Source organism: Actinomadura chibensis NBRC 106107, assembly GCF_001552135.1.
Classification (GTDB): domain Bacteria; phylum Actinomycetota; class Actinomycetes; order Streptosporangiales; family Streptosporangiaceae; genus Spirillospora; species Spirillospora chibensis.
This window is the reverse complement of record NZ_BCQP01000066.1, coordinates 1-25,352: the sequence shown is the minus strand read 5'-3', so window position 1 is coordinate 25,352 and position 25,352 is coordinate 1. Positions and strand designations below refer to the sequence as shown.

General features: G+C 73.2%; 21 protein-coding genes and 2 tRNA genes. 9 read left to right on the top strand and 14 right to left on the bottom strand.

Annotation, left to right across the window (positions count from 1 at the left end):
* The first annotated feature begins 125 nt into the window (after nt 1–125).
* The 3 genes from hisN to lhgD all read left to right on the top strand — a co-directional run bounded on the left by hisN (nt 126) and on the right by lhgD (nt 2,435).
* Nucleotides 126–929, top strand: a complete 804-nt coding sequence (hisN, locus tag ACH01S_RS34245; protein WP_067901852.1) for a histidinol-phosphatase — start codon at nt 126–128, stop codon at nt 927–929.
* A 128-nt stretch (nt 930–1,057) separates the two neighbouring features.
* Nucleotides 1,058–1,249: a tail-anchor membrane protein gene (locus ACH01S_RS34240; protein WP_067901716.1), complete on the top strand. Its 192-nt coding sequence runs from the start codon at nt 1,058–1,060 to the stop codon at nt 1,247–1,249.
* 7 nt (nt 1,250–1,256) lie between these two features.
* Nucleotides 1,257–2,435, top strand: coding sequence for an L-2-hydroxyglutarate dehydrogenase (lhgD, locus tag ACH01S_RS34235; protein ID WP_067901713.1), 1,179 nt, complete (start codon nt 1,257–1,259; stop codon nt 2,433–2,435).
* Between the two features lie 7 nt (nt 2,436–2,442).
* Here lhgD and ACH01S_RS34230 read toward each other — a convergent pair whose 3' ends face one another.
* From ACH01S_RS34230 to ACH01S_RS34205, 6 genes are all read right to left on the bottom strand, one after another.
* Nucleotides 2,443–3,909 (bottom strand): carboxylesterase/lipase family protein, encoded by a 1,467-nt coding sequence (locus tag ACH01S_RS34230; RefSeq protein ID WP_067901710.1) that lies wholly within the window; start codon nt 3,907–3,909, stop codon nt 2,443–2,445.
* A 40-nt stretch (nt 3,910–3,949) separates the two neighbouring features.
* Complete coding sequence (locus ACH01S_RS34225) at nt 3,950–4,756, bottom strand: SDR family oxidoreductase (RefSeq protein ID WP_067901707.1); 807 nt, start codon at nt 4,754–4,756, stop codon at nt 3,950–3,952.
* A gap of 31 nt (nt 4,757–4,787) precedes the next feature.
* Nucleotides 4,788–6,146 carry a cytochrome P450 gene (locus tag ACH01S_RS34220; RefSeq protein WP_067901848.1) on the bottom strand — a complete coding sequence of 453 codons (1,359 nt, stop codon included), beginning with the start codon at nt 6,144–6,146 and terminating at the stop codon, nt 4,788–4,790.
* A gap of 122 nt (nt 6,147–6,268) precedes the next feature.
* Nucleotides 6,269–9,268: an AMP-binding protein gene (locus ACH01S_RS34215; protein WP_067901704.1), complete on the bottom strand. Its 3,000-nt coding sequence runs from the start codon at nt 9,266–9,268 to the stop codon at nt 6,269–6,271.
* Between the two features lie 103 nt (nt 9,269–9,371).
* The gene (locus tag ACH01S_RS34210; protein ID WP_067901701.1) at nt 9,372–11,024 is read right to left on the bottom strand and encodes an AMP-binding protein; all 1,653 of its coding nucleotides are present in this window, start codon (nt 11,022–11,024) and stop codon (nt 9,372–9,374) included.
* A 115-nt stretch (nt 11,025–11,139) separates the two neighbouring features.
* On the bottom strand, nt 11,140–11,508 hold the full coding sequence (locus ACH01S_RS34205; RefSeq protein WP_067901698.1) for a DUF3054 domain-containing protein: 369 nt from the start codon (nt 11,506–11,508) through the stop codon (nt 11,140–11,142).
* Between the two features lie 240 nt (nt 11,509–11,748).
* Here ACH01S_RS34205 and ACH01S_RS34200 point away from each other — a divergent pair, with 240 nt between their 5' ends.
* On the top strand, nt 11,749–12,108 hold the full coding sequence (locus ACH01S_RS34200) for a hypothetical protein (protein WP_148344332.1): 360 nt from the start codon (nt 11,749–11,751) through the stop codon (nt 12,106–12,108).
* Nucleotides 12,109–12,196: 88 nt separating this feature from the next.
* Here ACH01S_RS34200 and ACH01S_RS34195 read toward each other — a convergent pair whose 3' ends face one another.
* The 4 genes from ACH01S_RS34195 to ACH01S_RS34180 form a co-directional block, all read right to left on the bottom strand.
* A complete protein-coding gene (locus ACH01S_RS34195) occupies nt 12,197–13,477 on the bottom strand; it encodes a hypothetical protein (protein ID WP_067901696.1) in 1,281 nt (426 codons plus the stop codon).
* Nucleotides 13,478–13,949: 472 nt separating this feature from the next.
* A tRNA-Met gene (locus ACH01S_RS34190) sits at nt 13,950–14,023 on the bottom strand.
* Between the two features lie 160 nt (nt 14,024–14,183).
* Nucleotides 14,184–15,815: an L-glutamate gamma-semialdehyde dehydrogenase gene (gene pruA / locus ACH01S_RS34185; protein ID WP_067901693.1), complete on the bottom strand. Its 1,632-nt coding sequence runs from the start codon at nt 15,813–15,815 to the stop codon at nt 14,184–14,186.
* 52 nt (nt 15,816–15,867) lie between these two features.
* Nucleotides 15,868–16,776: a proline dehydrogenase family protein gene (locus tag ACH01S_RS34180; protein WP_067901690.1), complete on the bottom strand. Its 909-nt coding sequence runs from the start codon at nt 16,774–16,776 to the stop codon at nt 15,868–15,870.
* Nucleotides 16,777–16,893: 117 nt separating this feature from the next.
* Here ACH01S_RS34180 and ACH01S_RS34175 point away from each other — a divergent pair, with 117 nt between their 5' ends.
* Entirely contained in the window at nt 16,894–17,985 is a 1,092-nt protein-coding gene (locus ACH01S_RS34175; protein WP_067901687.1) for a PucR family transcriptional regulator, read from the top strand.
* On the opposite strand, the gene ACH01S_RS34170 is transcribed toward ACH01S_RS34175, so the two are convergent.
* Entirely contained in the window at nt 17,982–19,562 is a 1,581-nt protein-coding gene (locus tag ACH01S_RS34170) for an acyl-CoA synthetase (protein WP_246236652.1), read from the bottom strand. The two genes, ACH01S_RS34175 and ACH01S_RS34170, sit on opposite strands and share 4 nt — an antisense overlap.
* 271 nt (nt 19,563–19,833) lie before the next feature.
* On the opposite strand from ACH01S_RS34170, the gene ACH01S_RS34165 reads away from it, so the two are divergent.
* The 4 genes from ACH01S_RS34165 to ACH01S_RS34150 all read left to right on the top strand — a co-directional run bounded on the left by ACH01S_RS34165 (nt 19,834) and on the right by ACH01S_RS34150 (nt 23,600).
* Entirely contained in the window at nt 19,834–20,226 is a 393-nt protein-coding gene (locus tag ACH01S_RS34165; RefSeq protein ID WP_246236651.1) for a M15 family metallopeptidase, read from the top strand.
* On the top strand, nt 20,223–21,356 hold the full coding sequence (gene alr, locus ACH01S_RS34160; RefSeq protein WP_067901678.1) for an alanine racemase: 1,134 nt from the start codon (nt 20,223–20,225) through the stop codon (nt 21,354–21,356). The genes ACH01S_RS34165 and alr overlap by 4 nt, the downstream gene beginning before the upstream one ends.
* 13 nt (nt 21,357–21,369) lie before the next feature.
* Complete coding sequence (locus ACH01S_RS34155; protein ID WP_067901674.1) at nt 21,370–22,368, top strand: D-alanine--D-alanine ligase family protein; 999 nt, start codon at nt 21,370–21,372, stop codon at nt 22,366–22,368.
* A 110-nt stretch (nt 22,369–22,478) separates the two neighbouring features.
* Complete coding sequence (locus tag ACH01S_RS34150) at nt 22,479–23,600, top strand: sensor histidine kinase (protein ID WP_067901671.1); 1,122 nt, start codon at nt 22,479–22,481, stop codon at nt 23,598–23,600.
* A gap of 12 nt (nt 23,601–23,612) precedes the next feature.
* Here the strand turns inward: ACH01S_RS34150 and ACH01S_RS34145 are convergent.
* The 3 genes from ACH01S_RS34145 to ACH01S_RS34135 all read right to left on the bottom strand — a co-directional run bounded on the left by ACH01S_RS34145 (nt 23,613) and on the right by ACH01S_RS34135 (nt 25,257).
* Nucleotides 23,613–23,689, bottom strand: a tRNA-Met gene (locus ACH01S_RS34145).
* Between the two features lie 50 nt (nt 23,690–23,739).
* Nucleotides 23,740–24,789: a YlbL family protein gene (locus tag ACH01S_RS34140; RefSeq protein WP_067901668.1), complete on the bottom strand. Its 1,050-nt coding sequence runs from the start codon at nt 24,787–24,789 to the stop codon at nt 23,740–23,742.
* 27 nt (nt 24,790–24,816) lie between these two features.
* The gene (locus ACH01S_RS34135) at nt 24,817–25,257 is read right to left on the bottom strand and encodes a molybdenum cofactor biosynthesis protein MoaE (protein ID WP_083981466.1); all 441 of its coding nucleotides are present in this window, start codon (nt 25,255–25,257) and stop codon (nt 24,817–24,819) included.
* Nucleotides 25,258–25,352: the final 95 nt, after the last annotated feature.

The window sequence follows — 25,352 nt, the reverse complement described above, 5'->3', positions numbered from 1 at the left end:
GCTGCCACCAACGTCCGGGGAACCGGTCCGCAACGCCCCGGCGCGCCCCCGAAGGTCCGACCGAAACGCCGGATCGGCCGGGTAAGTGTGTCTGGACCGGACGTGAGCAGGGTAGCGTGCTCGCCGTGGCGGGCTATTCCGATGACCTTCGTCTCGCGCATGTGCTGGCGGACGGGGCCGACGACATCACGACAAGGCGTTTCCGCGCCCTCGATCTCGACATCGAGACGAAGCCGGACCTGACCCCGGTCAGCGACGCCGACCGCAGCGTCGAGGAGCAGATCCGCGGCACGCTGAAGCGCGCCCGCCCACGGGACGCGGTCCTCGGCGAGGAGTTCGGCAAGACCGGCTACGGCAACCGCTGCTGGATCATCGACCCGATCGACGCGACGAAGAACTTCGTGCGCGGCGTCCCGGTGTGGGCGACGCTGATCGCGCTGATGGAGAACGACCAGATCGTCGTCGGGGTCGTGTCCGCGCCCGCGCTGAACCGGCGCTGGTGGGCGGCGCGCGGCGGCGGCGCCTGGACGGGCCGCAGCCTGACCCGCGCCACCCGGATGAACGTCTCCGCGGTGTCCGACCTGTCGGACGCCTCACTGTCGTTCTCCAGCCTGAGCGGCTGGGAGGAGGAGGGCCGCCTCCCCCGCTTCCTCGACCTGACCCGCGAGGTGTGGCGGACGCGGGCGTTCGGCGACTTCTGGTCCCACATGATGGTCGCGGAGGGCTCGGTCGACATCTCCGCCGAGCCGGAGGTCTCGCTGTGGGACCTCGCCGCGCTGCAGGTCATCGTGGAGGAGGCGGGCGGCATGTTCACCGACCTGTCCGGGGCGCCGGGGCCGGACGGCGGCAGCGTCGTCTGCACGAACGGCAAGCTGCACGCGGAGGTCCTGCGCACGCTCGGCGGCGGCCAGCTCTCCCTGCGCATCTGACCTCCGCCGTCCGGATCTTCACCGGTCGCCCCCGGTGGCCATCGGCCCGACTCGCGACATATCGTGGAACAGCGGTCGCACGGTGGCCGTTGTAGATGGCAAGGGCGGCCCGTCAGTGGAGGTACCAGATGTCGACCCAGACCAAGTTCGTGATCGGCGGCGTCGTCGTCGGCCTGCTGACCCTGTTCATCTTCCCCTGGTGGCTGACCGCGCTGATCATCCTCGGCGTGCTCGGCGCGCCGCTCGTCGGGTACCTGATGCTCGACCCGTCCCAGCGCAGGCGGGTCCGCGCGCAGGGGCGCAAGCGCCTCGGCAGCTGACCCGCCCGTGCGGGTCGGGGTGGTGGGCGCGGGCATCCTCGGGCTGGCGGTCGCGCGCCGGCTGACCGAGACGCGCCCGGACGTGACGGTCACCGTCCTCGACAAGGAGGACCGCGTCGCCGCCCACCAGACGGGCCGCAACAGCGGCGTCGCCCACGCCGGCCTCTACTACGCGCCCGGCTCGCTGAAGGCCACGCTGTGCAGGCGCGGCGTCGGCCTCCTCAAGGAATATTGCGAAGACCGGAACCTGCCCTACGAGGAGTGCGGCAAGGTCGTCGTGGCCCGCGACGCGGCGGAACTCGCCGCCCTGGACGAGATCGAGCGCCGCGCCCGCGCCAACGGCGTCCCCGGCCTGCGCCGGCTGACCGGCGGGGAACTGCGCGAGATCGAGCCGCACGCGGCCGGGGTCGCGGCGCTGCACTCCCCCGCCACCGCGATCGTCGACTTCCCCGCGGTGGCCCGCGCGTTCGCCCGCGACGTGGCGGACGGCGGCGGCGAGGTCAGGCTCGGCTTCGAGGTCGTCCGGCTGGGCCGGGCCGGGGACCGCGTCGCCGTCGCCTCGCCCGGTGCCGAGCTGGTGTTCGACCGGCTGGTGGTGTGCGCGGGGCTGCAGTCCGACCGGGTGGCGCGGCTGGCGGGCGACTCGGCGGGGCCCGCGATCGTCCCGTTCCGGGGCGAGTACTACCGGCTGGCGCCGTCCCGCACGGATCTCGTCCGCGGCTTGATCTATCCGGTGCCCGACCCGCGGTACCCGTTCCTTGGCGTCCACTTCACGCGGCGCGTAGACGGCGGCGTGGACGTCGGGCCCAACGCCGTCCTGGCCCTGGCCAGGGAGGGGTACCGGTGGCGCGACGTCCGCCCGGCGGACCTGTGGGAGACCCTCCGCTGGCCCGGCTTCCGGCGCCTCGCCCGCGAGCACTGGCGGACGGGCGCGCGGGAGCTGTACGGCTCGGCGGTGAAGCGGGCGTTCGTCGCGGCGGCGCGCCGGTTCGTCCCCGAGCTGACCGCCGCCGACGTCGTCCCCGCGCCCGCCGGGGTCCGCGCGCAGGCGGTGGACGCGGACGGCTCGCTCGTCGACGACTTCCGCCTCGGCCGCGTCGGGCCGGTCACGACCGTCCGGAACGCCCCGTCCCCGGCGGCGACGTCCGCGCTCGCCATCGCCGAACACGTCGTCGCGCGGCTCTAGCCCCCGGCTAGTCCCAGAGCTTGCGGTCGTCGCCGCGCGGGTCGGCGACCACCTCGTCGGACGGGTCGTCGAAGACGTTCACCAGCCGGGACGACGGGTCGAACCGCGCCCACCCGGGGTCGCCGTCGGCGGCGAACGCGACCCAGGCGCGGTGCATCCGGTCGGCGAGCGCCTGGGGCGGGTTCGGCCCGGACAGCCCGTCCGGGTCGCCGGACAGGTTGTCGAACACGAAGCCCAGTTCCAGCGCGTGGCAGGCGCCGAGGTCGTGGCTCGGCGACGGCCACGCGAACTCGTACATCCACGTCCGCCCGCCGGACGCGGCGTGCCCGGCGGCGGCGCGGTGCGCGGGGACGCGGAACAGCGCGTCGGTGATGATCGTCGCGAGCAGCTCGCCGGGGGTCTGGCCGGGGTGCCGGTCCCGGTAGGCGGCGGGGATCCCGGGCGGGACGCCCATCCCCGCCGTCACGAGGCCGACCAGGTCCTCGGTCAGCACGGCGGCGATCCCGGACGGCATCAGGAAGAGCCGGAACTCCTCGGCCGTGTAGCCGGTGAGCAGGTCGGCGCCGCGTCCGGCGCCCGCCGCGATGGCGTCCTCGGGACGGCGGGCCAGCAGCTCGCCGTCCAGGACGGGCGTCAGCGACATCGCGCCCGCCGCCGTGGTCGCGCCCCAGCGTCCCGGGTCGGGCATCGCGGCGACCTCGGCCGCGACCGCCGCCTGCACCGGGATGATCGCGGCCGGGTCGAGCGCGGCGAACCCCTCGGCGGTCGGCGCGACGCCGAGCCGCGCGGCCATCTCGCGCGTGACGAGGAGCGCGTCGTCCGGGTCCTGGGCGATGCCGCCCGCGCCGCTCTGCGCGATCGCCCGGCCGAACAGCCCGAGGTCGAGGGAGAGCAGGGTGGTGACGCTCATCCCGCCCGCCGACTCGCCGAACACGGTGACCCGCCCCGGGTCGCCGCCGAACGCCGCGATGTTGTCGCGGACCCATTCCAGCGCGGCGATCTGGTCGAGCAGCCCCCGGTTGGACGGGGCGCCCGGCAGGTGCGCGAAGCCCTCCACGCCGAGCCGGTAGTTGATCGTCACGCAGACGACGCCGTCGCGGGCGAAGTTCCGTCCGGCGTAGACGGGGACGGCGCCGGACCCGTTCCGGAACGCCCCGCCGTGGATCCACACCATCACGGGCAGGCCCGCCGCGCCGGGGTCGGGCGTCCAGACGTTGAGGTTGAGGCAGTCGTCGCCCGGGATGGACGGGTCGTCGAGCAGGCGGTCGTAGGGGCGGGCGTAGGCGGGCTTGGGCGCGGTGGGCCCGTACGCGACCGCGTCGCGGACGCCGTCCCACGGCTCGGGCGGGCGCGGCGGGCGGAACCGGTTCGCCCCGAACGGGGGCGCCGCGTAGGGGATGCCGAGGAACGCGGTGACACCGTCCCTGGTGGTCCCGCGGACGCTCCCGTGGGCCGTGCGAACGACGGCGTCCATGCGCGCCTCCGGTTCTAGAACAGAGTTCGACCTCCAGAGCCTACGGGGTGCGGATGCGCGCGTCGTAGCCCTTACGCGCCTCGTGGTCGTACTCCAGGAAGATCTTGTCGAGCCCGTAGCGGCGCGCGACGGCCTGCCTGACCCGGTCGGGCAGCAGCGCGCCGAGCTTCACCTGCCGTCCGAGCTTCTTCGGGACGACGACCTGCGGCCGCGGCCGTCCGATCAGCTCCACGACCGCCGCCGCGATGTCCTCGGGCTCGCAGTTCCGCTGGCCCTTCGGGCTGCGCGTCCCGGCGACCAGCTCGGTGTTGGTGAACGTCGGCAGGACGGCGCCGACGTGCACGCCCCGGTCCTGGACCTCCAGCCGGGTCGCCTCGGTGAACGCGACGACCGCCGCCTTGCTGGCGTTGTAGAGCGCGAGGCCCGGCGTGAACGTGACGCCCGCCAGCGACGCGATGTTGATGATGTGGCCCTTCCCGCGCGGCAGCATCCGGCCGAGGGCGAGCTTCGTGCCGAGCATCACGCCGTGGACGTTGATGTCGACGCACCGCCGCGCGTCGGCGTCGCTCTCGTCCGTGACCGGGCCGATCGGCATGATCCCGGCGTTGTTGACCAGGACGTCGAGCGGCCCGGCGGACCGCTCGGCCGCGTCCAGGAAGGCGGTGAACGACTCGCGGGACGTGACGTCCACGACGAGCCCGGCGACGCCGAGCGACTCGGCCGCGTCCTTGACGGCCGCCTCGTCGATGTCGCCGATGACGACGGTCGCGCCCTTCGCCTTGAGGGCGCGGGCGGTGGCGAGGCCGATGCCCCGCGCCGCCCCGGTGATCGCGATGACCTTGCTCATCCGCTCCGCTCCAAGCTCGTCCGCTCCGGGGTCATGGGGCCGCCGCGAGCCGGGCCAGCCGCACGGGCAGCCCGTCCTTCGGCGACGGCAGGGACGTGGTGTCGAGCGGCATCTCGTACCGCCCGGGGACGCTCCACCGGTATCGCAGCAGGATCTGGTGCAGGACCGCCTTCACCTGCATCCCCGCGAAGTACATCCCGATGCACTTGTGGGCTCCCCCGCCGAACGGCGACCACGCGTACTTGTGGACCTTGTCCTCGCGGCGCTCGGCGGAGAACCGCCCGGGGTCGAACGCGTCGGGGTCGGGCCACCAGTCGGCCATCCGGTGGTTGCTCAGCATCGGGACGACGACGGTCGTCCCGGCGGGGATGTGGAAGCCGAGGACGGAGGTGTCCTTGACGACCTTGCGCGGCAGCGCCGGGACGGGCGCGATCATCCGCATGGACTCCTTCATCACCATGTCCATGGCGGTGAGGGCGTCGAGGTCCTCGTAGGAGGGTTCCGCCTTGCCGAGGGCGAGCGACTCGTCCCGGAGCCGCTCCTGCCATTCGGGGAACTTGGCGAGGTGGTACGCCATGCTCGTCAGCGTGATGGTGGTCGTGTCGTGCGCCGCCATCAGCGCGAAGATCATGTGGTTGACGACGTCCTCGTCGGTGAACCGCTCGCCGTCGTCGGTCTCCGCCGCGCACAGCGCGGCGAACAGGTCGTCGCCGCCGTCGCGGCGCTTGGCGGGCAGGTGCCGGTGGAAGAACTCCTCCAGCACCCCGCGGGCGCGCAGGCCGCGGTGCCAGCGCAGGCCGGGGACGGGGAAGCGGACGTAGGCCGTCCCCGCCCGGACGGCGTCGATGAACGCGCCGTTCACCCTCGCCCGTTCGGCGCCGCCCAGCTCGACGCCCATGAACACGTCGGCGGCCAGGTCGAGCGTGAGCCGCTTGACGTGCTGGTACACCCTGAAGCCCTCGCCCGGCGACCACGCCTCGACGCCCTTGGCGATGCCGGGCGCCATCGCGTCCAGGTAGGCGCGCAGCCGGGGACGGGTGAACGCCTGCTGCATGATGCGGCGGTGGTGCAGGTGCTCCTCGAAGTCGAGGAGCATGATGCCGCGGTTGAAGAACGGGCCGATGAAGTAGCTCCACGCGGGCCCGTTCGCGAACGCCTTGTCCCTGTTGACGAGGACGACCTCGGCCGCCTCCGGCCCGTGGACGGTGACCGTCCGCTGGCCGAGCAGCCATCCCCAGGCGACGGGCCCGTGCTCGGCGTACCGCTTGCGCGCCATCCCGATCGGGTCCCGCATGACGGCGATCGTGCTGCCGATGTACGGGACGCCCTTGACCCCGGGGACCGCCTTCAGGCCGCTGCCCGGCGGCGGCGGCGCGAGCACGCTCGTCATGATCCCTCCGAACGGCGGGCCGGGCGGCGGCACGCGGCAGATGATCGGTCTTCTTCCGGTAAGTCCATACTTATCACCCGCGCCCCAGAACCCGCCAGCACGCCCACCGGTCGGTACGCCCGTCAGCGGGCCTGCCGCGCCCCCGGGGCCTTCAGGAGGCGGCGGCGCGCCGCGTCGGTCAGCGGCCGGTACGCGCCCGCCTTGTCGCGGTAGTAGACCCGGCCGTCCCCGGCGGCGGGCACGCCCTCGGCGCGCAGCGGCGCGGTCAGCGGGCGGCGCCCGGCGGTGACGGGCACCTCGTCCACGACCCGGACGAGCGCGGGCCGCAGCCCCGGCTCGACCCGCAGCAGCGCCTCCGACAGGTCCACCGGCCTGAGGTCGGCGGAGTCGCGCAGGACCACGGCGGCGGCGGTCAGCTCGGCGCCGCCCACCGGGATCCCGTAGACGGCGACCGCGTCGACGCAGGGCAGGTCGCCGAGCGCGTCCCTGATCGGGCCGGGCGGGACGATGCCGTCCGCCGTGCGGATCAGCTCGGCGTCCCGGCCGACCAGCCAGAAGTCGCCGTCGGCGTCGCGGCGGAACAGGTCGCCGGTGATCGTCCAGGCGTCCTCGGGGGCGAACACGCCGCGCACACAGCGCGGGGCGGTCGCGGCGGCGGCGAGCCGGACGCGGGCGAGCAGCATCCCGATCTCGCCGGGCTCGCACTCGATCGCGAGCCCGTCCGGGCCTTCGACCAGGCGGCCCGACTCCAGGTCGTAGCGGGCGACGCGCACCTCGGCGCTGCCGGGCAGCGGGCGTCCGAGCGAGCCGGGCTTCTTGCCGCTCAGGTTCACGAGCACCGACTCGCCCTCGGTGGAGGCGTAGAACTCCAGGACGCGGGCGGGCGCGAACCGCTCCTCGACGCGCCGCCACAGCCCGCGCGGCATGCCCGAGCCGATGAACAGCCGGACGGCGTGGTGCCGCTCGGCCGGGTCGGGCGGCGCGTTCACGAGGTCGCGGAGCAGCGTCCAGGTGTAGGACGCGACGGTGACGCCGTAGCGGCGGGCCTCGTCCCAGAACGTCTCCGGGTCGAACTCCTTGTGAGGGGACGACCCGCCACTCCCCCCGGAGTCGGGGTGGGCGCTCGCCAGCGCGAGCCGGGCGCCGCCCGCGACCGCGCCGCCGAGGCTCATCAGCAGCGCGGACGGGTGCTGGAGCGGCGTGACGCTGTACACGGTGTCCGACGACGACAGCGCGGCGGACGACGCCGTCCCGAACGCCGACAGCGCCCACCGCCGGTTCGTGACGCGGTGCGCGCGCAGGTGCTCGCCGTCCCCGCTGAACACGACGAAGGCCAGATCACCGGCCCGGCCCGGGTTCGGCCGGTACCAGCCGGGCGGCTCGACCTCGTCCGGGTCGATCGCCTCCATGTCGGGCAGCGGGCCCCGCTCGCCCCGGCCCGCGCCGCCGAGCAGGTGCGCCTCCACGCCGTCCAGCCGGGCGGCCAGCTCGGCGTGCTCGGGGTCGGCGATCACCCGCGCCACCCGGCCGAGCCGCGCCTCGGCGGCCGGGTCGCCGTCCGGGCGCAGCAGGACGGCGACCGCGCCGAGCCTGCTCAGCGCGGCGACCAGCGCGAGCGCGGTCGGCCGCGTGTCCATCAGCACGCCGACCGCCTCGCCGCGCCGCACCCCGACGCTGATCAGCCCACGGACGACGGCGTCGACGCGGCTCTTCGCGGCCTCGTGCGTGTACGGGCGGCCCCGGTAGAGGAAGAACACCTCGCCGGGCCTGCGCCGGGCCTGCTCGTCGAGGAGGAGCCCCATGGACATGCGGGTGTCGGACTGGATGCGCTCCAGCCGGGCCAGCCGGGGCAGGTTCCGCGCCGCCTCGCCGGAGAGCTGCCGGGTGCCGTGCAGGACGCCCGACGCCGTCCGGTAGGCGGAGCGGACGGCACTCGTCCCGACGCCCATCGCGAGCTGGAGCCCGTACCCGGCGGGGCCGCCGGGCAGGTCGGCGGGGGCGGCCTCCTCGTCCCCGGCGACGGGCGCGACGGTCTCCGGCAGCCCGCCCTCGCCCGCGCGCCACCGCGCCCACTCGGCGACGGCGGGCCAGGTCTGGGCGATGGCGAGGCTGCCGACGACGAGCCCGAAGTGCCCGGCGCGCAGGGACGCCTCGTACACCTGGGCGCGCGGCGCGGCCCGCCGGATCCCGCGGACCATCGGCGGCGGCGCGATCTCGTCCACCTCGCCGACGAAGGTGAGCACCGGGCAGGTGATGTCGGCGAGCGTGACGAGCCGGTCGCCGATGACGAACCCGCCGGTCAGCATGCGGTTGTGCTGGACGAACTGGCGCAGGAACTCGGCCAGCGCGGGCCCCGGCCACGACACCCAGCCCTCCCGCTCCAGGAACCGCCGCTGCCGCTCGCGGGCCGCGAGCCGCTCCCGGTCGTGCAACTGCAGGATGAAATCGACGCGTGACCTCACCGACTTCACCGGGCTGAGCAGCTGGAACCCGAGCCGCGTCACCCACCCCGGCACGGCGAACCCGCCGAGCACCCAGTCGGGGATCCGCTCGACGCCCTCCGACGCGAGCCACCCCGGCAGCCCGAACGGCAGCCCCACGCTCGTGTCGGACGGGCTCCCGAACGTCACCACCGACTCGACGCCCTCGCTGCGCCGGTACGCGGCGGCCTGGTAGACGAACATCCCGCCCTGCGAGTACCCGGCGAGGTGGACGTCCCGCCCGGTGGCCTTCCGGACGCGGTCGACGGCGTCGCTGACGGCGAGGACGTGGTCGGAGACCGTCCGCTCCAGGCCGCCGGGCTCCCGCTCCGGCGCGCCGAAGTCGACCACCCACGGGTCGACGCCCCGGTCGCGCAGCACCCGCACCGCGCTGACCCGCGACGCGATGTCGTACACCTCCGCCGTGATCATCAGCGGCGGGACGAGCAGCACGGCGGGCCCGTCCCCGGCGCCCGGGAAGTAGTGCCGCAGCCGGTACACGCGCTGCTCGGTCACCACCTCGCAGGGGGAGGCGTCCTCGCCCGTGTCGAAGCCGCCGAACCGGGCGACCTCCAGGGCGTTCTGGGCGGTGGAGCCCAGGCGGGCGCCCAGGCGGAGGAGCGTTCTCGCAGCAGCCGGCATCGTCGACCTTTCACGGCGTCAACGTCATCGTGGCGCGCCGCCGCCCGCTTCCGCAATCGCGCGATCACGGGGACGGGCGGGCGGCCGCGCGCCGCCGCGCCGGTCAGGGGGCGACGACCCGCGCCCCCTCCATGTGCCCGCCGCGCAGCCGCTCCCACATGTAGCGGCGGCGGGGCTTGCCGCTGGAGGTCCGCTGGATCAGCCCGGTCCCGACGACGATCGTCAGCTCCACGTCGTCGCCGACGCGGCGGCGGAGCATCTCGCGGACGCCGCCGGTCCACGACTCGTCCTGCGTCTCGGCGAACAGCGCGAGGCCCTTGCGCCCGGCGCCCGGCACGCCGACGACCACGATGCGGCCCTTCCCGAGCCCGCTCACCTCGGCGATCTTCGCTTCGAGGTCCTCGACGTAGACGGACCGCCCCCGGACCTTGATGCTGTCGCCCATCCGCCCGAGGACGAACAGCTGCCCCTCGTAGAAGAACCCGGCGTCGCCCGTGTAGACCTTGCCGTCGAGGAACCGCGTCGACTTGGCCTCGGCGCCCGCGTAGTAGCCGGGGCACGCCGACGGCCCGCCGACGACGATCTCGCCGAGCAGCCCCTCCGCCAGTTCGCGTCCGGCGTCGTCGACGATCGCGACGGGCACCTCGCTCTCCGGGGTGCCGCAGCCGACGACCCAGCCGGCCTTCGCGCCGAGCGACTCGGCCCCGAGCGTGTGCCGCTCCAGGATCCGCACCGGCTCCCCGGTGGTCAGCGCCTCCGGGTCGGGCCGGACGGCGAGCGGGTCCCGCGCCACCTGGTCCATGGTGACGAGCAGGGTCGTCTCGGCCATGCCGTAGGCGGGCTTGAACGCCGTCCGGGAGAACCCGAACGGCTCGACGAGCCGGGCGAACACCTCCAGCGCGTGCGGGTCGATCGGCTCCGCGCCGACGATCACCGTCCGCCAGCCGGACAGGTCGAGGCCCTCCAGCTGCTCCGGCTTGACGCGCCGCGCGCAGTAGGCGTACGCGAACGGCGGCGCGGCCGTGTGCGCGGCCTCGGCGAAACAGCGGATCCACCGGGCGGGGTCGCGGATGAAGTGGTCGGGGCGCATCAGCCGGAGCGTCGCCTGCCGGGTGATCGGCGTCAGGAAGCAGCCGATCAGCCCCATGTCGTGGTAGAGCGGCAGCCAGGACGCGACGGAGTCGTCGTCGGCGAATCCCGCCGCCCGCGCGATGAGCTCGATGTTGAACTCGAGGTTCTCCCAGGTGACCATGACGCCGCGCGGCGCGCCGCTGGACCCGGACGTGAACTGCAGCAGCGCCAGCTCCCCGGCGGGCTGGACGTCGGCCTCCTCGTCGGCCTGGCGGGGCAGCCACGGCTCGCCGTCCATGCCCGCCTGCTCCATGGCCCGGCGGGCGTAGTCGTCGAGGTCCTTGGACGCGGCGACCAGCGCGGGCGCGGCCTGCCGCAGGATCGCGGCGACATGCGCGACGTAGTCGTCGCCGTCCTGGAACAGCGGCGGCGTGATCAGGCAGACGGTCGCCCCCGCCGCCCACACCGCGAAGTAGGTCTCGACGCAGGTGTAGTCGGTGGGGAGGATCAGGCACACGACGTCCCCCGGCCGGACGCCCGCCTCGATCAGCGCCCCGGCGGTGCGGCGCGCGGCGGACGCCAGCTCACCGTAGTCGCGGTACTCCCAGCCTCCGTCGTCGGCCGCCAGGTGCACGCCACGTCCGGTGTTCGGCTTGTCCAGCCAGTCGCGCAGCGCAGATGCCATCGTGTCCCTTTCGCCTGGGTGACTCGCCGGTAACTTCATCAGGACGCCACGTTTCCGTCAACAGCGCCCATCAGCAAAGAGACCGGTCGGTCATTTGGAGACGTCCCACAAGGGCTCACTCCTGGCGGGACACGCTCCGCACCCCCGCGACCCGGGCGCCGGCGCGCCAGCCGAGCAGCGCCGCGCCGAGGAAGACCGTGGCCACGACCACGAACGCGAAGGCCGTCCCCTGCCCCGAGACGGCCCGCAGCACCATCCCGAGCGCGACGCAGGCCGCCCACACCGCGACCCCGGCGGGCGCGATCCCCTCCGGCCGCCGCCACCCGCGCCCGGCGGCCCATCCGGCGGCGAGCCCGACGAGGAACGGCCAGGCCGTGGCGGCGAATCCGGAGACGCTGCCCGCCTCGTCGTGCGAGGCCCGTCCGATGGCCACGAACGCGAGCACGCAGCCCACGTCCAGGCTCCCCGCCACCACTTTGCGCATGGAGCCAACCCTATGCAGCGCGGAGAGCGCCTTCGCCATTGACCGTATCCGGCCGGTCACACACCGTTTTGCTGAGCATTTCAGCAGGCCCCGAGCCCCGCCCCCAAATGAACACCCTCCGTAATCACATTGAGGCACTCTCCGTAATCTGTTCGTCACAAGAAGTGAATGGAAACCGACTGTGATTGGCCTAATACTTTTCGTGTCCGGCCTCATTGGCCCCCTACGAAGGAGAAAGCCATGCCGTCGATGAAGACCACCGCCCTGGCCCTGGCCACGGCCACCGCCGCCACCTGCCTGGCCACGGCCGGGGTGGCCAGCGCCCAGAGCGCCCAGGCCCCCGCCAAGCCGGCCGTCCACGTCCCGCCGGGCTACGAGATCGTCGCCCTGCCGAACAGCAACGTCCCGAACTTCCAGCGCCGGACCGTCTTCTGCCCCGGCAGCAAGCACGTCCTCGGCGGCGGCGGTGAGGCGCAGGGCAACGGCGCCATCCTCGTGGGCTCGTTCCCCACCCCCGACGGCCGCGGCTGGATCGCGCTCGGCCGCCAGATCGGCTACAACGACGTCGGCATCAGCGTCTACGCGGTCTGCGCCGACTGACCGACCCGCATCTCCCGCCGGTCCCGCGCCGCCCCTTCCGGCGGCCGGGACCGGCTCCCGCGCCCCGCGCGAAGGGCCCGCCGCCTGCTCACGCTGTGGCGTCGGTCCCGGGTGCGGGTGTGCGCAGATGGCCCCCGCGCGGGTCGGCCGCGCGCGGGTGGGCGGCGGCCGCGTCCGGGGGGAAGACCTCGGCGAGGAACGGATCTTCAACGTCCGCCTCGGGCGGAGCGTCGGGGCTCGGCGACCGGTCGGCGAACCGGTTCAGGACCCCGTTGGAGGCGTAGTGCAGGACGTTCACGACGACGATCGCGGGCGCGACGATCCCGACGGTGCCCCGGAAGTCGGGCTCCAGCGCCAGCGCCAGGATGATCGCGGTGATCCCGTTCTGCTGGCCGAGCGCCAGGTGGACGCGGTCGCGGCGGCTCAGCCCGTGCTTCAGCACGGGCACCACGAGCAGCGAGATGAGCGCCTGCGCGCCGAACGCCGCGCAGCCGAGCACCAGCGCGGGGAGCAGGTCGACGCCGTCCACGAGCAGCAGGCCGAGGGCGAAGGAGGCGACGAGGAAGGCGACCGACACGGCGCGGTCGATCAGCTCCGCGTGCGCGCCCACCCGGAAGAACAGCCCGGTCACGGCCACGGCCAGCATCAGCATCGAGTCGGCCGCGATCAGGAAGAGGCCCGCCAGCGCCACCAGGGAGAGCAGGTCGACGCCCCGGCCGCCGCCCCCTCCGGCACGCGCGCCCGCACGCCTCCGCATGGCCCGCAGCACGAAGAACACCAGCAGCGCCCCGGCCACAAGGACGACGTTCCACCCGAGGTCGGTGAGGTAGCCGACGGCCCCGTCCCCGGACGGACCGGTTCGCGGCGTCCCTTCCCGTCCCGACCATCGGAAGGCGAGGATCGAGAAGTAGAGGGCGAGGAGCACCGTCACGGGGTCGTCGAACGAGGCCCAGGCGAAAAGGAGCGCCTTCGCCCGCTCCGACATCCGGCTGCTGGCCCGCATCGCGGCCACCGAAAGCGGGTCGATCTGCGCGACGGCGATTCCGAGCACCAGAAAACGGGCCTCATGGAACGCCAGGAGCATTACTCCGGCGATCACCGTCGCCTTGAGGACCACGCCCAATGTGACGGCGACGAGAACGCCCCGGACGTCCCGCCTCAGCGCCCCGAGGTCGATCGCCTGGGTGCTCCCGTACAGCCCGATCGCGAGCAGGAACCCGGCGAGCAGCGAGTACCGGGCCGACCCGGCCAGATCATGCGGGCGGACGACCGCGCCCGCGCCGAGCCCGGCCATCGTGGCGAGCACCGCCCCGACCACGATGAGCGGGACGATCCGCGACAGCCGTTCCCACGATAAGCGCGCACCCAACGGCACACCCCGTTCCAGGAGCCGATCCCGCCGTCCGGCGGAGCCCCGGCAGGCCGCCGACGGCCGCCTCGACGAAGCCTGCGAGCACGGACATCATAAGAAATGATCTCCGTCCGGGGAAAGGCCGCCGCGATATCAGTCGACTTACCTCCTGACCGAATCCGGCTACCTCGGTGAAGCCGGATATGGCAGGCCCACCCGTCCGAAAACCCGGCGTTCCACCCCGTGTCCATGGACAGTTCCATGGACAAACCACGCCCAAAAACACAAAGAACCGAGCCCACCAGCCCGAAGGCGAGACACAGCGCACTTTCCAACAAAAACGACGAACGCCATCCAAAGCACGAACGCCCCGAACGGGGCGGGCGGGCGGGGGATGGCGGAGGAGCCGGGGCCCGGGGGGTCGCCCCCCCGATAAACGCGAAGGATCCCCAAGGAAGCCGCAAGCGGCGACCATGGGGATCCAGATCCGTAGCGGGGGCAGGATTTGAACCTGCGACCTCTGGGTTATGAGCCCAGCGAGCTACCGAACTGCTCCACCCCGCGGTGATGAGTCAACTGTATGGGGCTGGGGGTGCTTAGGCAAACGGGTTTCGAGGGTGGGGGCCTGGACGGGGTCTGCGGTGCGGGTGCGCGGCGCCGGTCGCCCGTGGCCGGGAGCGCCCGTGGCCGGGAGCGGGTCGCGGCCACGGGCGGTCCGGGCCGGTCAGCCCATGTGGGGGTAGCGGTAGTCGGTCGGCGGGACGAACGTCTCCTTGATGGAGCGCGGCGACGTCCAGCGGAGCAGGTTGAACACGGATCCGGCCTTGTCGTTGGTGCCGGAGGCCCGTGCCCCGCCGAACGGCTGCTGCCCGACGACGGCGCCGGTGGGCTTGTCGTTGATGTAGAAGTTCCCGGCGGCGTAGCGGAGCACGTCGGCGGTGTGCGCGGCGGCCTCGCGGTCGTTCGCGATGACGGCGCCGGTGAGGGCGTAGTCGGCGATCGACTCCATCTGGGCGAGCATCTCCTCGTAGCGGTCGTCCTCGTACACGTGGACGCCGAGGATCGGTCCGAAGTACTCGGTGCGGAAGATCTCGTTGTCCGGGTCGTCCGAGGCGAGGACGGTCGGCCGGACGAAGTATCCGACCGAGTCGTCGTAGGTTCCGCCCGCGACGATCTCGACGTCCGGGTCCTCCTTGGCGCGGTCGATGGCGGCCTTGCTCTTGGCGAAGGCCCGCTCGTCGATCAGGGCGCCCATGAAGTTGGACAGGTCGGCGACGTCCCCCATGGTGAGCCCGTCGGCCTCGGCGGCGAGGGCCTCCTTGAACCCGCCGTCCCAGATCGACCGGGGGATGTAGGCGCGGGACGCGGCCGAGCACTTCTGCCCCTGGTATTCGAACGCGCCGCGCACGAGGGCCGTCTTGAGCACGGCGGGGTCGGCGGACGGGTGCGCGACGACGAAGTCCTTACCGCCCGTCTCGCCGACGAGCCGGGGGTAGCCGCGGAACTTGCCGATGTTGTCGCCGACGGTCCGCCACAGGTGCCGGAACGTCGCGGTGGACCCGGTGAAGTGGATCCCGGCGAGGTCGCGGTGCTCCAGCGCCACGTTCGAGACGGCGATCCCGTCCCCGGTCACGAGGTTGATCACGCCGGGCGGCAGGCCCGCCTCCTCCAGCAGGCGCATGAGCAGGACGGCCGAGTACGTCTGCGTCGGGGACGGCTTCCACACCACGACGTTGCCCATCAGCGCGGGCGCGGTCGGGAGGTTCCCGGCGATCGCGGTGAAGTTGAACGGCGTGATCGCGTAGACGAACCCCTCCAGCGGCCGGTGGTCGAACCGGTTCCACACGCCGGGGCTGTTGATCGGCTGCTCGGCGAGGACCTGCCGGGCGAAGTGGACGTTGAACCGCCAGAAGTCGACCAGCTCGCACGGGCTGTCGATCTCCGCCTGCTGGACGGTCTTGGACTGCCCGAGCATCGTCGCGGCGAGCAGCGTCTCGCGCCACGGCCCGGCGAGCAGGTCCGCGGCCCGCAGGAAGATCGCGGCGCGGTCGTCGAACGGCAGCGCCCGCCAGCCGGGGGCGGCCTCCAGGGCGGCGTCGATGGCGTCGCGGGCGTCGTCCTCGGTGGCCGTCCCGAACGTCCCGAGGACGGACGCGTGCTTGTGCGGCTGCACCACCGCGACCTTGGCGCCCGCGCCGAGGCGGCGCTCGCCGCCGATGGTCATGGGCAGGTCGATCGGCGCCTCGGCGGTCAGCTCGGCGAGCCTCGCCTCCAGCCGGGCCCGCTCGGCGCTGCCCGGGGCGTAGCCGCGCACCGGCTCGTTCGCCGGCGTCGGAACGGTGGTCACGGCGTCCATGGAAGGAACCTCCTGTGGGGTCGGCGGAATGAGCGGGTGGGCGGGAGGCGGGTCAGCGGGAGGTGAAGGAGCGGAGGAAGAACACGAGGTTGGCGGGACGCTCGGCGAGCCGCCGCATGAAGTAGCCGTACCAGTCGGCCCCGTAGGGGACGTAGACGCGCATCTGGTGGCCTTCGGCGAGGCGCCGCTGCTCGGCCGTCCGGATCCCGTACAGCATCTGGAACTCGTAGGAGGACGGGCTTCTTCCCGCGGCCAGCGACAGCGCGATCTCGATGATCCGCGGGTCGTGGCTGCCGACCATCGGGTATCCGTCGCCGTTCATCAGCGTGCGGAGGGCGCGGACGTAGGCGCGGTCGACGTCGCGCTTGCTCTGGAAGGCCACCGAGGCGGGTTCGGCGTAGGCGCCCTTCACCAGCCGGACCCGCGATCCCTCGCCGACGAGGTCCTTGAGGTCGCCTTCCGTCCGCCGCAGCATCGACTGGATGGCGACGCCGACCCAGGGGAAGTCGACGCGGAGCTTCCCGAGGGTGTCCAGCGTGGAGTCGACCGTGGTGTGGTCCTCCATGTCGAGCGTGACGGTCATGCCGACGCGTCCGGCCGCGGCGCAGATCTCGCGGGCGTGGTCGAGGGCGAGGTCCCCGGGGAGCGCCTGGCCGAGCGCCGACAGCTTCACCGACGCGTCCGCGCCGGCCGCGTACCCGTGGTCGGCGAAGGCGGTGAACAGTTCCAGGTAGGCGTCGCGCGTGGCGGCCGCCTGGGCCCGGTCCCTCGTGTCCTCGCCGAGGTGGTCGAGGGTGACGCGCAGTCCGGCCGCGTCCAGCTCGCCGACCGCGCGCAGGGCGCCGCCGAGGTCCTCGCCGGCGACGAACCGGTCGACGACCCCCCTGGTCAGGGGCATGGACGTGACGAGGCCACGCATCCGCCGGCTGCGCGCGGCGGCGAGCAGAAGGGGACTGAGCATCGGACCCTCCAACGTCGGGGAACACCCCGCACGTTAGGAGCGCCCGGCCACCGTCCCGTATAGCCAGACGCAACTTTCCGGACGCGATTTCTTCATACAGACGTATGATGGGCGAGCATGGACCTGCAGGAGATCGCGGAACACGCGGCCGACCTCCTCCGCGCCCCCGCCACGCTGGAGGACCGCGACTTCCACCTCGTCGCCTACGCCGCCCACGGCGACACGATCGACCCCGTCCGGATGGACTCGATCCTCCACCGCCGCGCCACCCGCGCCGTCCGCACCCGGTTCGAGCGGCACGGCATCGCCCGCGCGACGGGGCCCATCCGCATCCCGGCGGACGCCTCCGTCGGGCAGCTCGGACGGCTGTGCCTGCCCGTCCGCTGGAACAACGTCACCTACGGCTACCTGTGGCTGCTCGACGACCAGGAGCGCATCACCCCCGCCCAGGCCGCCCAGGCCATGCCGCTCTGCGAGCGCGCGGGCCTGCTGATGGCCCGCCAGGCCCGCGAGCGCGACGACCTCGGCTGGCGGGTCGCCGACCTGCTCTCCACCCATCTCGACGTCCGCACCCAGGCGGCGGACGAGCTGACCGACGCGGGCGTGGCCGAGCCTCCCTTCACGGTCGCCGTCCTGCGCACCCCGAGCGCCGAGCCCCTCAACCCGTGGCTGCTCCCCCACTCCGCCTTGGCGACGGTGTGGCAGCGCGACCACGTCCTCGTGATCCCGTCAACGTCGTCCGCGCCGATCGACCGGGCCCGGCGCCTCCTGGAGGAGCGCAACGTCACCGTCCGGGCGGGCGTCTACTCCCCCTGCCTCTCGCTCGACCAGGTCCACGAGGCATGGCTCCGCGCCCGCGTCGCCGCCCGCGTGGCGGCCCCCGGCGAGACCCGCGACTGGACGTCCCTCGGCGCCCTCCGCCTCCTCCGCACGGCGGGCGACGAGGCCCTCACCCAGGCGTCCCAGACCGAAGGCACCGAACGCCTCCTCCAGCACCCGGACCTGGCCGAAACGGCCCGCACCTACCTGGACCTGGCGGGCAACGTCCAGAAGACGGCCCAGACCTTGAACATCCACCGCCAGACCCTCTACCACCGCCTGCGCCGCATAGAGGACCTGACGTCCCTGACCCTGACCAACGGCCAGGACCGCCTGACCCTCCACCTGGCCCTGACCCTCGCCCCCCACCTGAAGCAGGACGCCCCCTAGGCCCGGGGCTCCGGCTCAGACTCGGAGAGGTGGGCGTGTTGGGTGCGGAGGGCGCGTTTGAGGATCTTGCCGCTCGGGTTCTTCGGGAGGGCTTCGGCGAAGACGACGTACTTCGGGCGTTTGTAGCCGGCGAGGCGGGCGCGGGTGTGGGCGTGGACGTCGGCGGCGGTCAGGGACGCGCCGGGCTTCGGGACGACGACCGCCGTGACCGCCTCGATCCAGCGGGGATGGCCGATGCCGAACACCGCGACCTCGGCCACGCCGTCCAGCTCGTAAATCGCCTCCTCGACCTCGCGGCTGGCGACGTTCTCGCCGCCCGTCTTGATCATGTCCTTCTTGCGGTCGACGACGGAGAGGTAGCCGTCCTCGGTCATGACGCCGAGGTCGCCGGAGTGGAACCAGCCGCCGCGGAAGGCGTCGGCGGTCTTCTCCTCGTCCCGGTAGTAGCCGAGCGCGGCGTGCGGGCTGCGGTGCACGATCTCGCCGACCTCGCCCGCCGGAACCGGATTTCCGTCGTCGTCGACGAGCATCGTCTCGACGTTGACGGCGGCGCGTCCCGCGCTGCCCGCCCTTTCGAGCTGCTCGTGCGGACGCAGAATGGTCGCGAGCGGGGCCATCTCGGTCTGGCCGTAGAAATTCCACAGCCGCACGTCCGGCAGCCGCCGCATCAGTTCCCGGAGCACTTCGACGGGCATCGGCGAAGCGCCGTAGTAGCCCTTGCGCAGGCTGGACAGGTCGCGCTTCTCGAAGTCCGGGTGGCGCAGGAGGGAGATCCAGACGGTCGGCGGGCAGAACAGCTTGGTGACCTTCTCCCGCTCGATCGTCTCCAGCAGGACGGCGGGGTCGGGGCCCGGCAGGATGACGCTGGTCGCCCCGAGGTAGACGTCCACGGAGAAGAAGCAGTCGAGTTGCGCGCAGTGGTACATCGGCAGGGAATGCGCTTCGACGTCGTCCTCGGTCATGCCGCCGTCGATCGCGCAACTGACGTACTGGGAGATGAGCGACCGGCTGGAAAGCATGACGCCCTTGGGACGCGATTCGGTGCCCGAGGTGTACATCAGCCTCAGCGGGTCGTCGTCCTCGACGGGGACGTCGGGCGCGGTCTCCGGCCCGGACGTCCACCAGGCGTCGACGTCCTCCCAGCCCTCGGCGGGGGCGCCGCCTATCGCACCGCGCACTCCGTCCTCAATTCCGGCGGTGGCGAGCGCCTTTTCGGCGGTGGGCACGAGCGCGTCCTCGGCGACCATTCCGGACGCCCCGGAGTGCCCGAGGATGTAGGCGATCTCGTCGGCGTTCAGCATGAAATTGACCGGGACGAGCACCACCCCGAGTTTCGCGGTGGCGAACACCGTCACGGCGTATTGCCAGCAGTTGTGGCTGAGCAGCGCCAGCCGGTCGCCTTTCCGCATGCCGCGTCCCGCCAGGGCGTGCGCGGCGCGGTTCACGGCGGTGTCGAACTCGGCGTAGGTGAAACGCGCGCCGCCGCTGACGACGGCGACCTTTCCCGGATGCCGCCGCGCCGTCCGGTGCAGCAGATCCCCGACCGAATGCCGCCTCGCCCGCCCGACCACGTCCACCGTCGCCTCCGCTAGTCGTCCACCGGTTCCGGCGAACATAACCGCTGGCAGACGCCCCCGGCCACCCCCGAAAGGGGGGACCGCGCCCGCCCGCCGCGCCGGGGCCGCGCCTCGGCGCGGTGTATCGCGGACGTATCGAAAACCGCATACGCCCTCGCAACGATCTTCCTTCTTCAGTGGAGGCATGAACCACAGCGCATCACTGTCAGAGAGCGACGGCGCCATTCCCAGCGGGGTGACGGTCTCGGTTTTCGACGATGGGGCACCGGCGGTGGAGGGACTCGACCCGGATCTGCGCGCCGCGCTCCGCCGGGCGGCGGCGGACGCGGAGTCCGCCGGCGTCCGGCTCCGGGTCAACAGCGGCTGGCGGTCGCCCGAGCACCAGCGGCGGCTGCTGCGGGAGGCCGTCGCCAGATACGGCTCGGCGGACGAGGCGGCCCGCTGGGTGGCCACTCCGGAGACGTCCGCCCACGTGTCGGGCGAGGCGGTCGACATCGGCCCCCCGGACGCCGCGGCCTGGCTCTGCGAGCACGGCGCCGCGTACGGGCTGTGCCAGATCTACCGGAACGAGCCCTGGCATTTCGAACTGCGTCCGGACGCGGTCGGGAACGGCTGCCCGCCGATGTACGCCGACCCGACCGAGGATCCGAGGATGCGGCGGTGAACTCCGCCCCGGTCGCCGTCCGGCGGCGGTCAGGGACCTTCCCGCCGCCGACCCTGGAGACGCTGCCGGTGGCGGTGACCGCGAACGTGGCCAGGGTCCGCGCGCGGACGCGGAGCACGATCATGGCCGTCGTCAAGGCGGACGGCTACGGCCACGGCGCCGTCGCGGTCGCCAGGGCGGCCGTCGCCGCCGGGGCCGGCTGGCTCGGGACGACCAGCCTCGCCGAGGCCGCCGCGCTCCGCGCCGCCGGGCTGGCGGCGCCGATCCTCACCTGGCTGCACCCGTCCGGCATCGACGCCGAGGCGGCCGCGAAGGCCAAGGTCGACGTCGCGGTCGGGTCGGTGGACGAATTCGGCGCGCTCCTCGCGCAGGCCGCCCCGGCGACGGTGCGGATCCACCTCCACCTGGACACCGGGATGTCCCGCGGCGGCTGCCCCCGCGAGCAGTGGGACGACCTGCTCCGCCTCGCCCGGGACGGCCAGCGGGCCAGGCGGGTCCGCGTCACGGGCGTCATGGGGCACCTCCCGCTGGCCGACCGCGCCGACCCCGCGGCGAACGCGGCGGCGGTCGCCGCCATGCGCGAGGCGCTGCGGGAGGTCCGGGCGGCGGGGTTCCGGTCGCCGCTCGCCCACCTCGCCGCCACGTCGGGGACGCTGACCGACCCGGCGACGCACTTCGGCATGGTCCGGGTCGGGGCGGGGCTGGTCGGCATCGACCCGTCCGGGAGCGTGGCGATGCACGGCGCGTCCCGGCTGACCGCGCCGGTCGTGCACACGGCGCGGGTCGGGGCCGGGACGCCGGTCGGCTACGACGGCGCGTACGTCACCGACCGCGCCACCCACCTGAGCGTCCTCCCCCTCGGATACGCCGACGGGATCCCGCGCGAGCTGTCGCCGCGGGCCGGGGTCGAGATCCGCGGGCGCCGCCTCCCGGTCGTCGGACGCGTCTCGATGGACCAGATCGTGATCGACACCGGCGCCGTGCCCGTCCCGGTCGGCACGTCCGCGACCGTGTTCGGCCCGGACGGGGGCGCGACGCCGTCCGTCCACGACTGGGCCCGCTGGGCCGGGACCATCCCGCACACCATCGTCACCGGCATCGGCCCCCGCGTGAAACGAAGCACCACTTGAACAGGAGAGCAGTATGAGCAGGAGCAGACGGCGGGTCGTGGTGATCGGCGGCGGGGAGAGCGCCGAGCATGACGTCTCCCTCGCCACGGCCGCGGCGATCGCGGCGGCGCTGCGGTCCGGCGGCTTCGCGGCCGACGAGCTGACCATCGGCCGCGACGGGACGTGGCGGCGCGGGCCGAGCGCGCTCCGGCTGCGGCCCGCCGGGTCCCTGGCGGCCGCGCTGGGCGTCATCGAGGGCGCCGACGCCGTCTTCCCCGCCGTCCACGGCCCGGTCGGCGAGGACGGGACGCTCGCGGCCCTGTGCGCCCTCACGCACACGCCGATGGTCGGCTCCGGCCTGCGCGCCGGAGCGCTCGGCATGGACAAGTGGGCGACCAAGCTCGTCGCGGCGGCCGTCGGGATCGACACCGCCCGCGGCCGCCTGGTCGCGGCCGACCGCCCGGACATCGAGTTCGAGAACCCCGTGGTGGTGAAGCCGGTCTCGGCCGGGTCGAGCTTCGGCGTCGCCCTGGCCCGCGACGCCGCCCGGCTCCGCGCGGCGCTGCGCGACGCGGCGCGCTACGACGACCGGATCCTGGTCGAGGACGTCGTGGCGGGCAGGGAGATCGACGTGGCCGTCCTCCGCGAGGCCGACGGCCGGACCTGGGCGGCGCCGCCCCTGGAGATCCACGCGGACGGCGTGTTCGACACCCGGTCCAAGTACGACGGATCGGCCCGGTTCACCGTGCCCGCCGACCTCGACGACGCCGACCGGAAGGCCCTGACCGAGGCGGCCCTGCGGATGTTCGACGCGCTCGGCTGCGCCGGTGTCGCCCGCGTCGACTTCTTCCTCACCGAGCGCGGGCCCGTCCTCAACGAGGTCAACACCATGCCGGGGATGACAGCCGAATCCCAGGTGCCGAGGATGTTCGCCGCGGCCGGACTGCCCTACGAGGAGCTGGTCGCGCGCCTGGTCGACGCCGCCGCCGTCCCCGGCCCCGCGGACCCGCCCGGAAGGCGCGTCCGATTTTGATATGTCAGCGATACGCCGTCCCGCCTAACCTGCAGGTATGTGCGTGCTGACCGTGACGGACGAGCCCTGCCCGCCGGGCGTCGCCCACCGCCTCGACATCGGCGGCGCCCATGGGTAGGCGCCCCGGCTTCAGCGTCCGGCTGAAACTCACCATCAGCTACGCGGGGTTCCTCGTGCTCGTCGGCGGCCTGCTGCTGGCCGTGGTGTGGCTGTTCCTGCTGCGGTACGTCCCGGTCAACACCCTGTACGGCCCCGGCGGCTACATCCCGAACCGCGGCGACCTGCAGCGCGCCTTCCTCCCCCGCGCGGCCACGGCGATGCTCTTCCTGCTGATGTTCGGCCTCGCGGGCGGGTGGTTCCTCGCCGGACGGATGCTCGCCCCGCTCACGCAGATCACCAACGCCGCGCGGCTGGCCGCCCAGGGGTCGCTGTCCCACCGGATCCGCATGCAGGGCCCCGCGGACGAGTTCCGCGAACTCGCCGACGTGTTCGACGCCATGCTCCACCAGCACGAGTCCCACCTCGCGGAGCAGCAGCGGTTCGCCGCCAACGCGTCCCACGAGCTGCGCACCCCGCTGGCCATCACCCGCGCCATCCTCGACGTCGCCCGCACCGACCCCACCCGCGACAAGCGCGAGCTCCTCGACCGCCTGCACAAGGTCAACACCCGCGCCATCGACCTCACCGAGTCCCTCCTGCTGCTGTCGCGCAGCAAGGGCCAGGGCCTGGCCCGCGAACCCGTCGACCTGTCCCTCATCGCCGAAGAGGCGTCCGAGACACTGCTCCCGCTCGCCGAGCAGCGTGAGATCACCCTCGAAGTCACCGGCGAGCCGACCCAGGCGACCGGCTCCGCCGAACTCCTCCTGCGGATGGTGACCAACCTCGTCCAGAACGCCATCGTCCACAACATCGCCACCGGCGGCACCGTCACCGTCCACACCGCGACGCAGCACGGCGCGAGCGTCCTCCAGGTCCACAACACCGGGCCCCGGCTCCCGGCCGAACTGGTGGCGACCCTCACCGAGCCCTTCCAGCGCGGCACCCAGCGCGTCCGCACCGACGAACACGCCGGGGTCGGCCTCGGCCTCGCCATCGTGCAGAGCATCGTCCGCGCCCACCACGGCACCCTGGAGCTCACGCCCCGCTCGGGCGGCGGCCTGATCGCGACGGTCCGGCTTCCCAGCGCGCAAAGCCAAGGGCCCGTGCTCTCGATGACGAGAACCGGGCCCTGACGTCGTACTTCCTGGTAGCGGGGGCAGGATTTGAACCTGCGACCTCTGGGTTATGAGCCCAGCGAGCTACCGAACTGCTCCACCCCGCGGTGATGTCTCCAGTGTATTGCATGCGTGGGCGTGGTCTGAACGTTCGGCGTCATTTGGTGCAGGCCGGGACGCTTCCCTTGCCGGACGTGATCGCGTTGATGGCCTGGACGGCGCCGTGCAGCGTGTCGGCGCGGACGAGGCGAAGCCCGTCGGGACGGGCGGAGAGGGCGTCCGCGCAGTTGTCCTTCGGGGTGAGGAAGACGGTGGCCCCGGCCTTGCGGGCCGCGATCATCTTCTGCTGGATGCCGCCGATCGGGCCGACCTCGCCCTCGGGGGTGATGGTGCCGGTGCCCGCGAAGAACTTGCCCTGGGTGAGAGGGCCGGGGGTGAGCTTGTCGTAGATGGCGAGGGAGAACATCAGGCCCGCGGAGGGGCCGCCGATGTCGCCGATGCTGATGTCGATCTTGAAGGGGAACTTGTACTGGTCGCCGAGGACGACGCCGACGACGGCGCGCTTGCCCTCCGGGTCCGCGACGGTCTTGAGGGCGGCCTTGCCCTCCTTGCCCGCGCGGTTGTAGGTGAGGGTGACGGTGTCGCCGATCTTGCGCTTGGCCATCGTGCCGGTGACCTGGGAGACGCTGGTGACCTTGGCGCCGTCCAGCGCGGTGATCTCGTCGCCGGGCTTGAGGACGCCGTCCGCCGGGCGCCCCTTCTGGATGCCCTCGATGACGACCCGGGTGGAGACCGAGATGCCGAGCTCGTGCAGGGCGGCGGCCTCGGCGCTCTGCTGGGAGTCCTGCATCTGGCGGGTGTTCTCCTCGTCGATCTGCTTCTGCGACTCGTCGTCCGGGAAGATCGTCTCCTCGGGGACGATCGCGGTGTCCTTCGCGAGCCAGCCGCGCAGCGCGGTGAGGAGGTCGATGCGCCCGCCGGGGCCGCCGCGGTAGGTGACGGTGGTGAAGTTGAGGTGGCCCTCGTCCGGGTAGGTGGTGCGGCCGTCGATCCTGATGAGGGGCTGCCCCTTGTCGTTCGTGCCGAGGGTGTTGCTCGTGGGCCCGGGCATCAGCGCGACGTACGGGACCGGCATGACGGAGCCGATGAGGGCGAGCACGAGGACGAGCACGCTCGCGGCGGTGAGCGTGGCGGCACGACGAGACATGGTCGGAACTCTATGCCGTCAAGGGGGTCAGCAGATCCCGACCCACTCGTCCCCGCCGTCGGCGAAGGTCTGGTGCTTCCAGATGGGGACGTGCTCCTTGAGGTCGTCGATGAGCCTGCGGCAGGCGTCGAACGCGTCGGCGCGGTGGGCGCTGGACGCGGCGACGACGACGGCGAGGTCGCCGACCTCCAGGTCGCCGACCCGGTGGACGGCCGCGAGCCCGATCACCGGGTGGTCCGCCGCGACCTTCTCCATGATCGCGCGGAGCCGCTGCTCGGCGGTCGGATGCGCGCTGTAGGACAGGGCGCTGACGGCCCGCGCGTGGTCGTGGTCGCGGACCGCGCCGACGAAGACGGCGATGCCGCCGGCGCCGGGGTCGGCGACGGCGGCGTACGCCTCGTCCATGGACAGGGGGGCGTCGCGGACGCCGATCAGCCGGATGACGGCGGCGGGGCTGTCGTGGCTCACGTCCCGCAGATTACCTTTCCGGTGCGCCGCCGGGTTCGTCCGGTTCGAAGGTCGCGACGAGGGCGTCCGGGATGGAGCGGACGAGGTCGGGCCCG